Below are 15291 nucleotides of genomic sequence, written 5' to 3'. Positions count from 1 at the left end.
AAAAACACCTCTTTACTATATAAAACGTAAAGAGGTGCTAAAATTACTTATTTAATTTTTCGGTTCAAAATATCTTGTTACTTGACCCATAACATTATAACTCATGACAATTTTTGCATAATCATCTAGATATAATTTAGATACTTGAGTTGGATTTGCATATTCAAGTAGTTGCCCATAGAAATCATTAATAATTTCTTCACTATCTATTTGATCAAATTGTACATAATAATAATATTTGTTATCTAACATATATAATAAGTCTGTAAATACAATATCTTTATGTTCATTATAATGTGCATATTCGATAATATCTTCTAGCTCTTCAAACCTAACAAGTAATCCGATGTCTTTAGGAATAAATTGTTTTTCTTCATCTTCTTTGCCATCATTTAAGAGTTCTCCGATATTCTGGTCAGAATCGAGTGCTTGAGATAAGAAATCATTGACTTGATATTCTAATTGCTCATTAGATTCCTCGTCAGTCATATTTAACAGTTCATCACCTTTAGATTTAGAAACTGTTACTTCAACACCCTTTTCAAACGCATGCACTTGAATCCATAAAGGCCCCTCAACAACGAATTCTTCTTCATCATTAATTTCATCCATCATAGACCAGAAAAATTCTTCGCCTCGTTTACGGTTTGTCCATAAATCTTCTCGTTTGAATCCTCTTGCTTCGATATCTTGATAAGTTATAAATAATTTTACAGTTGTTTCATCAATTCGTTCTATTCTCATAATGTCACACTCCCTTACTCTAGGAATAGTACATTCATTGTATTATAAACAAATACATTTTAACAGTAATTTGTTTAAACTATTCGCATTTAATTTTTTATACAAAAATAGCCCCTGTAAACAGGAGCTACAAATTTAATATTAGACTAAATTAGTCAACCATACGTTGTGCTTCCAATAGTTGGAACGTACGTACTTTTCTAGGTAAGAAACGACGAATTTCATCTTCGTTATATCCAACTTGTAAACGTTTGTCATCTAAAATGATTGGACGACGTAGTAAACCTGGATTATCTTGAATAATTGTATATAATTCTTGTAGAGGTAATGCATCGATATCTACATTTAATTTTTGATAAGTTTTAGAACGAGTAGAAATGATTTCGTCTGTTCCATCTTCTGTCATTTTTAAAATTGATTTAATTTCATCTAATGTTAAGTGTTCTGAAAAAATATTACGCTCCGTATACGGAATGTCATGTTCTTGTAACCATGCTTTCGCTTTACGGCAAGATGTGCAACTTGGTGAAGTAAATAATGTTACCATACATCTCACTCTCCTAATTGAATATTATTTATGTTAAACGTCAGTGAACTTATAAGATAAAATGCACTTAGTTATGTATACCCCATATAGCCCTAGGTTAAACATATGTTGCTCACTTGGTTTAATCTTTTTCTAATTGCTATAAATATATTATATAACTCAAAGATTAAAATTAAATGAGAAATTTCTAATAATTCATTAAAAAGCACATAAAATATAGATGAATTTACTTTAAACAATATATTTATCTACTACTAAGAATAACACAACTTACAAATGAATAAAATACTGTTATAATGATATAAAGAAATTTTGTAGAAAAGAGGCAACATTTAATGGAAACTTTATTTTCAGGCATCCAACCAAGTGGAATTCCAACTTTAGGTAATTATATTGGTGCTTTAAAACAATTTAATGAGATTCAACATGATTATGACTGCTTTTTTTGTATTGTAGATCAACACGCTATAACAGTACCTCAAGACAGACTTAAATTAAGAGAAAATACGCGTAAATTAGCTGCTATATATTTAGCATCAGGTTTAGATCATGAAAAGGTAACTTTATTCATCCAATCAGAAGTACCAGCCCACATTCAAGCAGGTTGGATTTTAACTACGATTACTTCAATTGGTGAATTAGAAAGAATGACACAATATAAAGATAAAGCACAAAAGCAAACACAAGGTATCCCTGCTGGTTTATTAACTTATCCACCATTAATGGCAGCAGATATCGTGCTCTATAATACAAACATCGTCCCTGTTGGAGATGATCAAAAACAACATATAGAACTAACTCGTAATGTTGTTGACCGTTTTAATTCTAAATACAATGACGTGTTAACAAAACCAGCTATTCATATGCCTAAATTTGGTGCTAGAATAATGAGTTTACAAGACCCTACTAAAAAAATGAGTAAAAGTGATGACAATCAAAAAAACTTTATTTCTTTACTAGACGAACCAAACGTTGCAGCCAAAAAAATTAAAAGTGCGGTAACAGATTCAGATGGCATCGTTAGATATGATAAAGAAAACAAACCGGGTATTAGTAATTTATTAGTCATCTACTCAAGTATTACAAGCAAATCAATAGAAGAGCTTGAACTTCAATATGAAGATAAAGGATACGGAGACTTTAAAGGAGACTTAGCTGAAGAAGTTAAGAAATTCCTATTAGAATTCCAAGAGAAATTTAATTACTTCTATGAAAATAAAGAAGTATTAGATGAAATTCTTGATAAAGGTAGAGATAAAGCTAGCTTTGTAGCTAATAAAACATTGAAGAAAATGGAAAATGCTATGGGACTAGGTCGTAAAAGAAAATAAATATTAAAATAAAGAAGATACTGGGACAATTAATTGTTTCAGTATCTTCTTTATTTTGTCGTAATATATCAGATTATTAAATTGTAGTAATTGGATGTGTTCTATTTATCATGTTTAGCCTGTCTTGCAATATTCAGTCGCTCTATTTATCATGTTTGGCCAGTCTTGCAACATTCAGCCTTTCTATTTATCATGTTTGGACCTGTCTTGCAACATTCAGCCGTTCTATTTATCATGTTTGGCCAGTCTTGCAATGTTCAGCCGTTCTATTTATCATGTTTGGCCAGTCTTGCAACATTCAGTCGCTCTATGTTGCTAGTCGGACCTGTCTTGCAATATTCAGCTTCTCTATTTATCATGTTTAGCCTGTCTAGCAACATTCAGCATCTCTATTTATCATGTTTGGCCTGTCTAGCAACATTCAGCCTCTCTATTTATCTTGTTGACCATGTCTTGATAAACAAAAATCCACAGTGACATAAACAATGTCGCTGTGGATTCTCTTATTTCTTATTTCTCAATGTATGCTTCTTTTAAAGTAGAAACGCCTCCGAATTGGTGGTTTACTACATTTTTAACATTTGGTTTTTGAAGTTGAGCTACGCCTACTTGATAAAGTGGAACGATACCCGCTTCATTTAATAACATACCTTCTGCTCTTTGTAGTTCAGAAAGTCGTTTGTCAGGATCGCTTGCTAATGATGAATCAGCTGCTTTAATAATTTTGTCATATTCTTTATTAGACCATCCTGTATTGTTGTGCGATCCATCCGTTACATATAACTCTAAGAATGTCATTGGGTCTGGATAATCTGGAATCCAGTTTTCTAACGACATTTCATACTGTCCTTTAGATACTACATCAAGTTTTTGTTTAAATGGTTGCTGCTTAATTTTTATTGTTACGCCATCTAAATTTTTCTCAAGTTGTTCTTTAAAGTATTCAGCATCTCTTTTAGCTGTATCTTTATCATAAGTCATTAATTCTATAGTGAATTTATCTTTACCTAATGCTTTTTTAGCTTTTTCAAAATGTTTTTTAGCTTCTTTAACATTATATTGATTTGTATTTTTTACACCATCTTGATATTCTTTACCTTTGCTATCTTTAACAAAGTCTTTTGGCACAAAATTATCACTCGGAATTGAACCGTTATTTAAATTATTTTTTACATAAGCTTCTTTATCAATTGCTTTTGCAAATGCTAATCTAAAGTCTTGATTTTTAAATTCAGGCACTGTATCTTCATTTAATTTAAAGTAATAAGTCACAGTATCTAACTCAGTATTAAATGCTTTATCGTCTTTGTATTTTTTCACTTGTTCAGCTGGTAAATCTACTATATCTAATTTATTAGTTTCATATAAATTTACAGCTGTTGATGCTTCTTTAACTACTTTATAATTTACTTTATCTAATTTAACTTTATCTTTATCCCAATATTTATCATTTTTTTCTAAAGTAACCTTATCATCTGTTTTCCATTCACTCATTTTAAATGGACCATTATAAAGAGTTGATTTTACAGTTGTACCATATTTATCACCTTGTTTTTCAACAAACTTTTTATTTTGTGGCATAAATGTACCGAATGACAATAGTTCTTTATAATATGGTAATGATTTTGTAAGTTCAAATTCTAAAGTATGGTCATCTACAGCTTTCACGCCAAGTTCTTCTGGCTTTTTGTCACCATTATTTATGTCTTCAGCATTCTTTATATCATATAAAATATATGCATATTCTGATGCAGTGTCTGGATCCACTACTTTTCTCCAAGCGAAGACAAAATCATTGGCAGTTACTGGATCTCCGTTTGACCATTTAGCATCTTCTCTTAATTTTACAGTCCATTTCTTACCATCATTTGTGATTTTAGGTTCCCCTTTTGCTACAGCTGGTATTGCTTTATCGTTTTTATCTAATGTATATAGTCCTTCCATAGTTTGGAAAAACATATCAAATGATAAACCATCTGTTGCCATCGCTGAATCCATTGTTGGAACGTCTCCATTGATTTGTAAGTCTAATGATTCATCACTTTTAGAGTCTTTGTTACCTCCGCCTGATGAACAAGCACTTAATACGAGTACTGCAGTTAACATCATTGCTAAAAATTTGAACATTTTCGACATGTAACCTCATCCCCCTAGTTTTCTATTTATATAAACTATCGATCTGTTACTTTTGAATATGTGCATGTTTTAAATCTGTGTCTCCACCAAACTTATGTCTTTCAATACCTTTTACATAACTTTGTGTTAACCTCGCATTACCTTGTTGATAGACTGGAACAATTGCAGCTTCATCCAACAGCAATGTTTCAGCATCTTGCATTGTTTCTACACGTTTTTGTTCTTTATCTAGTAATTTATTTCCTGCGTCTTCAATTTTTTTATCATAATCTTTGTTTTTCCATCCTGTTTCATTCATTACATTATCACTTGTAAATAATTCTAGGAATGTCATCGCATCTGGATAATCTGGGCCCCATCTACCAAACGCAATTTGATAATCCATACTTGATTCAAGCTTTAACTTTTGTTTATATGGCTGTTGTTTAACTTTAATTTTAACGCCAGGTAGATTTTGTTCAATTTGTTCTTTAAAATATTCTGCATCTTTTTTAGCATTATCTTGATCATATGTTAACAGTTCAAAAGTAAATTCATCTTTGCCAAGATCTTTTTTAGCAGCTTCTAAATGTTTCTTAGCTTCTTTTTTGTTAAATTTATTTTCAGTCTTAACGCCTTTAGTATAATCTTCACCTTTAGTATCTTTTACAAATTCAGTAGGTACTAATGATTTTGCTGCTTTAGAACCATTATTTAAATTACTCTTAACATATTGTTCTCTATCAATTGATTGAGCAATAGCCATTCTTAAATCTTTGTTTTTAAATTCAGGTACATCTTTTTGATTCAATCTCATAAAGTATACACGTGATTCAAGTTCTGTATTATAAGCTTTATCTTTTTTATATTTTTTAACATTTTCAGCTGGTATTAAAGCTTCATCAACATCACCAGCATTATACATATTTAAAGCTGTTTGAGGTTCTTTAACTACTTTAAAGTTAACGCTGTCTAACTTCACGTTACCTTTATCCCAGTACTCTTTATTTTTAGTCAATGTATAATTATCTTCCGTTTTCCAATCTGATAATGTGAACGGACCGTTATATAATGTATCTTCTGCTGTTGTACCGTACTTATCGCCTTTTTCTTTAACGAACTTCTCATTTTGTGGTAAGAATGATCCGAATGTTAATAGTTCTTGATAATAAGGTAATTCACGATTAAGTTTAATTTCTATTGTTTTATCATCAATCGCTTTAACACCTAATTCTTCAGGCTTTTTATCTCCTTTGTTAATATCTTCTGCATTTTCAATATCAAACATGATAAATGCATATTCAGAAGCGTTTTTTGGATCTACAAGCTTACGCCAAGCATATACAAAATCATCAGCTTTAACTTTATCACCATTAGACCATTTCGCATCTCTCAATTCGATTGTCCACGTTAAACCATCGTCGGATTTTTTAGGATCACCTTTCGCAATTCCCGGGATTGCCTTGTCATTCTTGTCTAACTTATACAATCCTTCCATTGTATTATTTAACGCATCGAATGAAACAGCATCTGTTGCTAACGTTGAATCCATTGATGGAATATCAGAAATTGAAATTAATCGTAACTTTTTGCCATCCCCTGCAGAAGAGTCACTATCCTTCTTTCCATTTCCACCACTACATGCCGATAAAAGTAATACAACCGACAATAAAACTAAAAAACTCCACCTAAAATGCTTGTTATTCATAAACATTTCCCCTTATTCAATTTTTGAAAATTCAGTCATTTCTGAACTTTCTTCAATTATAATGTTATTTTCCATTTGTCGCAACATAACTTAACATTATATACTTAAAATATATTGTTTAATTTTAAATATTATTATTATTAATCAAAAAGAAGTACAACTTATACGAGTCATGCTTCTTCGTTTATACTAAAAAATGTTTCATAACCTCCATTGCCTAGGGTACAGTCTCAGCCTGTAGTCTTCGACTTGTGCCGTTTCCTCAGGCGTGTCGGTTATGAAAATTCATTTATAAAGTAGCACTTATAATAAGTTCGTTGAGTTTTGTTTTTAAGTCCACTTTTATAAGGTGTTATAAACTTGTGATCATGCTTTTAAAAAAGGCTGAGACAATTAATTTGTCCCAGTCTTTCACAATTATTTAGCTCCTTCTATTTCTACACCTTTCAATGTATAGTCCCCGCCATATTTATGATTTTGCCAATTTTTAATATATGGTTGTCTCAACCTTGCAGAGCCTGTCTGGAATAATGGCGAAATAGAGGCTGAATCTAAGAATTTAGTTTCTGCGTCTTGTAACGCTTTAATTCTTTTATCGCTGTTCTCTGGTTTGAGCATTTCATCTGAATTCGCTTCTTCTAATGCTTTATCATATTCTTTATTCGCATATCCTGTTTGGTTATGTGGTGAGTCAGATGTGAATAAATCTAAGAATGTTGTTGGATCTGGATAGTCTGGGAACCAACCTGCAAATGATATATCAAAATCCTTTTTAGATTCTAATGCAAGTTTTTGTTTAAACGGTTGTTGTTTAATTTTCAAAGTAACACCAGGTAAGTTCTTCTCTACTTGCTCTTTTACAAATTCTCCTGCTTTTTTAGATTCATCTTCATCATAAGTCAGTAATTCTATTGTAAATTTATCTTTTCCTAAATCTTTTTTAGCTTTATCTAGATGTTTCTTAGCTTCATCTTTATCATAGTTTAAAGATGATTTAACACCTTTAGTATAATCTTTATCATCACTATCTTTTACAAAGTCTTTAATCATTAAAGTATCTAAAGGTTTAGAACCATTATTTAATAATGAATCAACATATGATTTTTTATCAATTGATTTAGCTATCGCTTTTCTTAAATCTTCATTTTTCAAATTTTCATTCTTCTCTTTATTGATTCTAAAGAAATAACTGCCCGATGTAGACTCCGTTGAAAAGTCTTTTCTCTCTTTATATTTCTTAACATTTTGAGCGTCTAAACCGACCATGTCTAATTTGCCTGTTTGGTACATATTAATAGCAGTTTGTGTGTTTTTCACTACTTTAGTATTAACTTCTTTAACTTTCACTTTATCTTTATCCCAATATTCATCATTCTTTTCTAATTTCCATCTATCTTCTGGTTTCCATTCTGTTAATTTATATGGACCATTTGATAAAGTCGTTTTATCTGTTGTTCCAAATTTGTCTCCATGTTTCTTAACAAATTTTTCATTTTGAGGCATATAAGATCCGAAAGCTAATAAACTTTCCATCCATGGTACATCTTTAATAAGTTTAATTTCTAGTGTTTGATCATCAATTGCTTTAACACCAAGTTCTTCAGGCTTCTTATCTCCAGCAGTTATTTCTTTTGCATTTTCAATGTTTTCAAACATATATGCAAACTCTGCTGCAGTTTCAGGATCTACTGAACGTTGCCAAGCAAATACAAAATCGTGAGCTGTAACTGGGTCACCATTAGACCATTTTGCATTATCCCTTAATTTAATTGTCCATGTTTTACCATCACTCGACTTTTTAGGCTTATCTTTTGCAACTCCTGGAATTGGTTTATCATCTTTATCAAGTACATATAAGCCTTCTAGTGTTTGAGCAAAAGTCGTAAATGATACTTGGTCAGCTGCTAATGAAGGATCCATTGTAGGAATATCATCACCAGATGATAAATTCAATTCGTTTTTGGATTTAGATTGTTTAATATTATTATCTTTTCCCTCCTTATTATCACTACTACACGCAGACAAGGTCACTACAAGAGACACTAACATTACAAAAATTATTTTTAATCTTTTATGCATATTGATAATCCCCCTTTTAATTTTTAAAATATAGAAATTGATATAAAGAAAAGCAATCAATGTTTCCATTGATTGCTTTCATTCACTTTTATTTAGCTCCAGCGATTTCTACTTGTTTAAGTGAGTAGTCTCCACCGAATTTATGTGGTTCCCAGTTTTTAACATATGGTTGACGTAAACGTGCAACACCTTGTTGATAAAGTGGTCCAATTGAAGCTGAGTCTAAGAATTTAGATTCTGCATCTTGTAATATTTTAGTACGTTTAGCACTATTTTCTTCTTTCAACATTTCATCAGAGTTAGCTTTCTCTAAAGCTTTGTCGTATTCAGGATTTGAATATCCAGTTTGGTTATGTGGACTATCTTTCTTGAATAAGTCTAAGAAAGTTGTTGAATCAGGATAGTCAGGACCCCAACCAGCGAACGAAATATCATAGTCGCCTTTAGATTCTAAAGCTAATTTTTGTTTGAACGGTTGTTGTTTAATTTTTAATGTAACGCCTGGTAAGTTTTTCTCTACTTGTTCTTTTACAAATTCAGCTGCTTTTTTAGATTCATCAGCATCATAAGTTAATAATTCAATATCGAATTTGTCTTTACCAGTATCTTTTTTAGCTTTTTCTAATAATTTTTTCGCTTCTTTTTTGTCATAATTTAATGGAGATTTCACGCCATCGATGTAATCTTTACCATCTTTATCTTTAACGAAATCTTTAACCATTAATTTATCTGAAACAGTTGAACCATTATTTAATAATGATTTTACATATTCATCTTTATCAATTGATTTTGCAAATGCTTTTCTTAAATCTTCATTTTTCAAATCTTTATTTTTCGTACTGTTAATTCTAAAGAAATAATTTGAAGTGTTTAATTCAGTTGTAAAATCTTCTTTATCTTTATATTTATTAACATTTTGTGGGTCTAATCCTACTGAATCTAATTTACCTGTTTGATACATGTTTAAAGATGTTTGAGATTCTTTTACGACTTTATAGTTTACTTCTTTTAATTTAACTTTGTCTTTATCCCAATATTCTTTATTTGGTACTAATTTCCAGTTATCTTCTGTTTTCCATTCTTTTAATTGGAATGGTCCATTTGATAAAGTAGCTTCAGCTGTAGTACCGAACTTTTTACCTTGTTTTTTAACGAATTTTTCATTTTGAGGCATGAATGAACCGAAAGCGAATAAGCTTTGCATCCAAGGTACGTCTTTCACTAATTTGATTTCTAATGTTTGATCATCAATTGCTTTAGCACCTAATTCTTCAGGTTTCTTCTTACCTGCTGAGATTTCTTTTGCATTCTCGATATTTTCAAACATGTATGCATATTCAGCAGCTGTTTTAGGATCTACCGTTCTTTGCCATGCATATACGAAGTCATGAGCAGTAACTGGATCACCATTTGACCATTTTGCATCATCTCGTAATTTAATTGTCCATGTTTTCCCGTCTTCTGATTTTTCAGGTTCCCCTTTAGCAACACCTGGTACTGCCTTATCATCTTTATCTAGTACATATAATCCCTCTAATGTCTGGTTAAAGTTGATAAATGAAACTTGGTCTGTTGCTAATGATGAATCCATCGTAGGAATATCAGATGTTGAAGATAAGTTTAAGACGTTTTCAGATTTTTCACTTTTAACGCCGCCTTTACCTCCCTCATCATTTTTAGAACCGCCACCACTACATGCTGCTAACGTTAAAACAGCTGCAACTAATATTGACAATAAAACCGAAAGTCTTTTCCTCATATAGCTTTTCCCCCTTGTTTACTTTCTTCTGAATTTTCAGAAGATTGTTAATTTTATTATATTTTAAAAATGTATGAAAGACAATAGTATTTCACACAATTTTCAAACAATAGTTATACTACAAAATAATTTTATAACAATTTATAGCAATTTTAAGGTTTGTTAAAATTACGCTTCTGATAAATCAAAAGTTTTGTTATAGTTTTCTTTTTTCTCAGCAAATTCCTTTTCAGAACAATAAACGTAGTGATCAGGTCCTACTTCTCTTAATTCCAATTTATCATCATCCATATATTTATGTACTTCAGGATTATATGATGATCTTGTTCTTGTTCTTTCAGAATCAGGATCTGGTAATGGAATAGCTGATAATAATGATTTTGTATATTCATGTTGTGGATGTTTATATATTTGATCTGAAGGCCCAAGTTCAACCAACTTACCAAAGTACATTACACCAATTCTATCTGAAATATATTTAACCATTGATAAATCATGCGCTATGAATAAGAAAGTTATACCTTTTTCATCTTGTAGCTTCTGCATTAAGTTAACTACTTGAGCTTGAATAGATACATCTAGTGCAGATATCGGTTCATCTGCAATAATAAATTCAGGTTCAACAGCTAATGCACGTGCAATTCCCAGTCTTTGTCTTTGACCACCAGAGAATTCATGTGGATATCTATTTGCATGCTCTTTTGATAAACCAACTGTCTCTAATAAATCATAGACACGTTTTTTTCTTTCTTCTTTGCTTGATACAAGTTTATGTACATCTAATCCTTCAGCAACGATATCCATAACTTTTAACCTTGGATTTAATGAGGCATATGGATCTTGAAATATCATTTGCATGCGTCGATTAAATCTTAATAAATCTTTTCTCTTTTTAATATTCTGTATATCAACATCATCAAATACCACTTTACCGTCAGTAGCGTCATATAATTTGATAAGTGTACGTCCAGTTGTGGATTTACCACAACCAGATTCACCTACTAAACCTAATGTTTCACCCTTATAGATTTTAAAAGAGATATCGTCAACTGCTCTAACTTCATTTTTCTTACCAACATTAAAATATTGCTTTAAATTTTGAACATCAATTAATACTTCTTTATTATCAGCCATTAGAACGTCACCCTTTCTACACGTTTTGGCTTGTCAAATTGTTCTGGTGTTTCTCTTTGTTTTAATTTAACAGCTTCTGGCAATTCTACTTTAGGTGCTCTATCATCCAATAACCAAGATTTAACGAAATGCGTCGGAGACACTTGGAACCAAGGTGGCTCTTCCTTATAGTCAATATCTAAGGCATATTCACTACGTCTCGCAAACGCATCGCCTACTGGAGGCTTAATTAAATCTGGTGGAGAACCAGGTATTGCTAATAGTTCTGTGTCATGTGATGTCTCTAAACTTGGCATAGAAGATAATAGCCCCCAAGTATAAGGATGTTTCGGATTATAGAAAATTTCATCAACTGAACCTGTTTCAATAATTTGACCGCCATACATAACTGCCACTCTATCAGCAACGTTTGCTACAACACCTAAATCATGCGTAATAAAAACAATAGATGTGTCAATTTTATGTTGTAATTCTTTCATTAACTCCAAAATTTGTGCTTGTATCGTTACGTCTAATGCTGTTGTAGGTTCATCTGCAATTAGCACTTTAGGATCACAAGCTAATGCTGTCGCAATAACAATTCTTTGTCTTTGACCACCAGAAAATTGGTGTGGAAAGTTATTAAATCTTTCTTTAGCTTTCGGTAATCCTACTAAGTTCAAGATATCTAACGCTCTTTTTTTGGCATCACTTTTTGATAATTTTTGGTGTTTAATAAGTGGTTCCATTACTTGCTTACCAATTTTCATAGTTGGATTAAGCGAAGTCATTGGATCTTGGAATATCATCCCGATTTCTTTACCACGAATTTTTTGCATTTCTTTTTCACTTAATTTAGCTAAATCTTTTCCATCAAATAAGATTGAGCCTTCTTTAATTCTACCTACTTTTTTAGGTAATAATTGCATTAAAGCTTTTGTTGTAACTGATTTTCCCGAACCTGATTCACCAACAATAGCTAGTGTTTCACCTTTATCTAAATAAAAGTCAACACCTCTTACTGCTTGTACTTCCCCCGCGTCAATGTCGAAGGAAACATGTAAATTATTTACTTCTAATATTCTCTTAGCCATATTTAATTTCCTCCTTATTATTTACGCATTTTAGGGTCGAATGCATCTCTTAAACCATCACTGAATAAGTAGAAGAATAAGATTAACAAACTAAGTACAACAGCTGGTACGAATAATTCATGTGGGAAGATTAATAACATCTTTCTTCCTGTATCAACTAATGAACCTAGTGACGCTTGTGGTGCAGGAATCCCTAAACCGATGAAACTTAAGAAAGCTTCAAAGAATATCGCACTTGGAACTGTAAACATTGAAGTTACAATTATTGGACCAAGTGTATTTGGCAGGATATGTTTAAAGATTAATTTAAAGTTTGAAACACCTAATGTTCTAGAAGCCATTACGAATTCTTGTTCTTTTAGTTTTAAGAATTGACCACGAACGATACGACTCATACCGAGCCAACCTGTTACTGACATGGCTAATATAATCGTCCACATTGATGGATCGAATAGTAATACGAATAAAATTACGACAATTAAGTTAGGAATTGAAGAAAGAATTTCAACTATACGTTGTAAAATATCATCAATCCTACCTCCGAAGTACCCTGAAACTGCACCGTATATTACACCGATAAAGATATCTAATGCTGCTGCTACTAAACCGATGAATAATGATACTTGAGTTCCTCTCCATGTGCGTGTCCATAAGTCACGTCCAAGTTCATCTGTACCAAACCAGTAATTTTCATTTACACTTTGACTTTCATATAAATCAAAGCCATCTCTATCAGTACCATCAAATGGTAAGAAAGGAACTTTATCTAATACTGGAATTTTAGGTGGTAAGTTTGCGTGTGATACATTTTGGTCACTAAATTTATGATCATTCATCAATGGACCAACAAGTGATAATAAAGTCATGATTAATAATCCAACTAGCCCTATTACAGCTAATTTATTACCTATTAATTGTTTCCATGCATCTTGCCAAAATGTACGACTTTGCCTTTCAAATTTCTCTTCTACTACTTTGTCTCTACCATGTAACACAAACTTTTCAGCAGGTATACCTTGTGAAGAATGTGTGACTGAGGCATTATCATAACCGCTATTATTTAATTTGTTATCTTCATTGTTAGCCATTATTTTTTACCTCCTTCAACACGAATTCGTGGATCAACTAATCCATAAAGTACATCTACTATAAAGATTGAAATAATAAATAAGAAACTAAATAGTAATGTTAAAGCCATAATAACTGGATAGTCATTAGTTTGAATTGAACGTACGAATTGGTCACCTAGACCTGGTACGCCAAATATATTTTCAATTGTCAAAGTACCTGTTAAAATACCTGCTAACATTGGAACGATAATCGTAATAATTGGAATTAAACCATTACGAACTGCGTGTCCAAATATAACTCGAGCGCTAGACATCCCTTTAGCTCTCGCTAATTCTATGTAATCAGAACCTAGGACCTCAATCATCTCAGAACGAATGTAACGTGCAATTGTTGCTGTTACACCAGCTGCTAGAGCAATCGACGGTAGTACTGCTGTCATGAATCCACTCCAACCTGCTACAGGGAATATTTGCCATTCAACTGCAAATACATATTGTAGTAGTACTGCTAGAACGAATGATGGAACAGATATAAATATTACCGATAGGAAGGTGGCCCCATAATCTATAATTGTATTCTGTCTAATTGCAGCAACTATACCAAGTAATAATCCTGTTATAGTTCCTAAAATCATTGCGTATGTACCCATTTCTACAGATGGTCCAAGTCTTGGTTTAATTAAACTCCAAACCTCTCTGTTATCGTATTGGAATGAAATACCGAAATCCCCTTTTGCAACACTGCCCAAATAGTTTGCGTACTGTACTGGTACAGGATCATTCAAACCATACTTTTCGTTGATAATAACCTTTTGATCTTCTGATAATTTCTCATCGTTGTACGGTGAACCCGGTAACAATTTCATTAAGAAAAATGTTATCGTCATAATTAAAAACAATGATATGAACATATAAATAATACGTTTCAAAGTATACCTAACCATTGTTTTGCCTCCAATCCCCTTATCTATTTCATATTTCTTTTTAATATTCAGAAATATTTATATACATTATACATAATTTATACAATGTAAATCAACACGAATATTCTGAATTTTAATTATGAAACTATTTGAAATACGCAATTGTTTTATTACAATAAAGCGACAACGCGACAGTTATATACATATATACCGTATATTTATTCATAAACAATGTATTGATTACCTATTTTTGCTAATTTTCTGTCATTTACTATGTAGCAACATACACAAAATATACATAAGTAATATTACACTATTTTTTTTATTAAGTTCCGCAAAACATAAAAAATTTTTTTCAATCTGTTATAATACAAGTAATTCTAATCAGTTGAGGTAGGTAATTATGAAATATTGGAGTATTTTTACAATTAGTTATATTGGTTTATTTTTATTACTTTGTCTTATCTTTTTAAAAGATATTGATCAAGCGATTAATATATACTTTTATATTATGACTTTGCTTTTTGCTGCGAGTTGGGTTTTGGCTATGAAACAGGATGGTGTTGGTACTGTATCAAGACAGGCTATTAGGAAGTTTAATTTCCATATGAAGTCAAAAGCATCACAAGATTATTTGAAAGATGATGAAATGATGAATCCAAGTATGAAAGAATTACATTTAAAAGAAAGAAAACAATATAATTGGATATTCTCTTTCGTCGTACTGAGTACTTTATTTTTCATCGTTTCGATTATTCTTGGCTTTATCGTTTAAATTCAATGATTGTAAATAAATAAGCATATCACT

The 15291-nt window shown here is 31.4% G+C and carries 12 protein-coding genes; 2 read left to right on the top strand and 10 right to left on the bottom strand.

The features are described 5' to 3' along the window. Window positions 1-51: 51 nt before the first annotated feature. Both mecA and spxA read right to left on the bottom strand, forming a co-directional pair. Complete coding sequence (gene mecA / locus LQ608_RS05875; RefSeq protein ID WP_078356689.1) at window positions 52-744, bottom strand: adaptor protein MecA; 693 nt, start codon at window positions 742-744, stop codon at window positions 52-54. A gap of 151 nt (window positions 745-895) precedes the next feature. Next, on the bottom strand, window positions 896-1291 hold the full coding sequence (spxA, locus tag LQ608_RS05870) for a transcriptional regulator SpxA (RefSeq protein ID WP_016999380.1): 396 nt from the start codon (window positions 1289-1291) through the stop codon (window positions 896-898). Window positions 1292-1626: 335 nt separating this feature from the next. On the opposite strand from spxA, the gene trpS reads away from it, so the two are divergent. Next, on the top strand, window positions 1627-2622 hold the full coding sequence (gene trpS, locus LQ608_RS05865) for a tryptophan--tRNA ligase (RefSeq protein WP_239750703.1): 996 nt from the start codon (window positions 1627-1629) through the stop codon (window positions 2620-2622). Between the two features lie 510 nt (window positions 2623-3132). Here trpS and LQ608_RS05860 read toward each other — a convergent pair. From LQ608_RS05860 to opp3b, 8 genes are all read right to left on the bottom strand, one after another. Continuing rightward, on the bottom strand, window positions 3133-4758 hold the full coding sequence (locus tag LQ608_RS05860) for a peptide ABC transporter substrate-binding protein (protein ID WP_239750700.1): 1626 nt from the start codon (window positions 4756-4758) through the stop codon (window positions 3133-3135). A gap of 46 nt (window positions 4759-4804) precedes the next feature. Then, window positions 4805-6445 (bottom strand): peptide ABC transporter substrate-binding protein, encoded by a 1641-nt coding sequence (locus tag LQ608_RS05855; RefSeq protein ID WP_239750698.1) that lies wholly within the window; start codon window positions 6443-6445, stop codon window positions 4805-4807. Window positions 6446-6862: 417 nt separating this feature from the next. Continuing rightward, window positions 6863-8524: a peptide ABC transporter substrate-binding protein gene (locus tag LQ608_RS05850; protein ID WP_239750696.1), complete on the bottom strand. Its 1662-nt coding sequence runs from the start codon at window positions 8522-8524 to the stop codon at window positions 6863-6865. An 88-nt stretch (window positions 8525-8612) separates the two neighbouring features. Next, window positions 8613-10283, bottom strand: a complete 1671-nt coding sequence (locus tag LQ608_RS05845) for a peptide ABC transporter substrate-binding protein (RefSeq protein WP_239750694.1) — start codon at window positions 10281-10283, stop codon at window positions 8613-8615. Between the two features lie 168 nt (window positions 10284-10451). Next, the gene (locus LQ608_RS05840; RefSeq protein WP_239750691.1) at window positions 10452-11417 is read right to left on the bottom strand and encodes an ABC transporter ATP-binding protein; all 966 of its coding nucleotides are present in this window, start codon (window positions 11415-11417) and stop codon (window positions 10452-10454) included. Beyond that, window positions 11417-12490, bottom strand: coding sequence for an ABC transporter ATP-binding protein (locus LQ608_RS05835; RefSeq protein WP_239750690.1), 1074 nt, complete (start codon window positions 12488-12490; stop codon window positions 11417-11419). Before LQ608_RS05835 ends, LQ608_RS05840 begins: the two co-directional genes overlap by 1 nt. 17 nt (window positions 12491-12507) lie before the next feature. Further along, window positions 12508-13578, bottom strand: a complete 1071-nt coding sequence (opp3C, locus tag LQ608_RS05830) for an oligopeptide ABC transporter permease (protein ID WP_078356681.1) — start codon at window positions 13576-13578, stop codon at window positions 12508-12510. Continuing rightward, complete coding sequence (opp3b, locus tag LQ608_RS05825) at window positions 13578-14504, bottom strand: oligopeptide ABC transporter permease (RefSeq protein WP_078356680.1); 927 nt, start codon at window positions 14502-14504, stop codon at window positions 13578-13580. The genes opp3C and opp3b overlap by 1 nt, the downstream gene beginning before the upstream one ends. A gap of 382 nt (window positions 14505-14886) precedes the next feature. Here opp3b and LQ608_RS05820 point away from each other — a divergent pair, with 382 nt between their 5' ends. Beyond that, window positions 14887-15258 (top strand): DUF3899 domain-containing protein, encoded by a 372-nt coding sequence (locus LQ608_RS05820; RefSeq protein ID WP_115337657.1) that lies wholly within the window; start codon window positions 14887-14889, stop codon window positions 15256-15258. Window positions 15259-15291: the final 33 nt, after the last annotated feature.

The sequence above is a fragment of the Mammaliicoccus sp. H-M34 genome (assembly GCF_022386495.1).
GTDB lineage: Bacteria > Bacillota > Bacilli > Staphylococcales > Staphylococcaceae > Mammaliicoccus > Mammaliicoccus fleurettii.
Note: the sequence above shows the minus strand (reverse complement) of the source record. Positions and strands in the feature narration are given on the sequence as shown.

Excerpts from the sequence above, each read along its gene's own strand:
- opp3b (WP_078356680.1), bottom strand. The coding sequence starts at position 14,504 with ATGGTTAGGTATACTTTGAAACGTATTATTTATATGTTCATATCATTG.
- LQ608_RS05860 (WP_239750700.1), bottom strand. The coding sequence starts at position 4,758 with ATGTCGAAAATGTTCAAATTTTTAGCAATGATGTTAACTGCAGTACTC.
- opp3C (WP_078356681.1), bottom strand. The coding sequence starts at position 13,578 with ATGGCTAACAATGAAGATAACAAATTAAATAATAGCGGTTATGATAAT.
- LQ608_RS05820 (WP_115337657.1), top strand. The coding sequence starts at position 14,887 with ATGAAATATTGGAGTATTTTTACAATTAGTTATATTGGTTTATTTTTA.
- LQ608_RS05835 (WP_239750690.1), bottom strand. The coding sequence starts at position 12,490 with ATGGCTAAGAGAATATTAGAAGTAAATAATTTACATGTTTCCTTCGAC.
- LQ608_RS05850 (WP_239750696.1), bottom strand. The coding sequence starts at position 8,524 with ATGCATAAAAGATTAAAAATAATTTTTGTAATGTTAGTGTCTCTTGTA.
- LQ608_RS05855 (WP_239750698.1), bottom strand. The coding sequence starts at position 6,445 with ATGAATAACAAGCATTTTAGGTGGAGTTTTTTAGTTTTATTGTCGGTT.
- LQ608_RS05840 (WP_239750691.1), bottom strand. The coding sequence starts at position 11,417 with ATGGCTGATAATAAAGAAGTATTAATTGATGTTCAAAATTTAAAGCAA.
- mecA (WP_078356689.1), bottom strand. The coding sequence starts at position 744 with ATGAGAATAGAACGAATTGATGAAACAACTGTAAAATTATTTATAACT.
- LQ608_RS05845 (WP_239750694.1), bottom strand. The coding sequence starts at position 10,283 with ATGAGGAAAAGACTTTCGGTTTTATTGTCAATATTAGTTGCAGCTGTT.
- spxA (WP_016999380.1), bottom strand. The coding sequence starts at position 1,291 with ATGGTAACATTATTTACTTCACCAAGTTGCACATCTTGCCGTAAAGCG.
- trpS (WP_239750703.1), top strand. The coding sequence starts at position 1,627 with ATGGAAACTTTATTTTCAGGCATCCAACCAAGTGGAATTCCAACTTTA.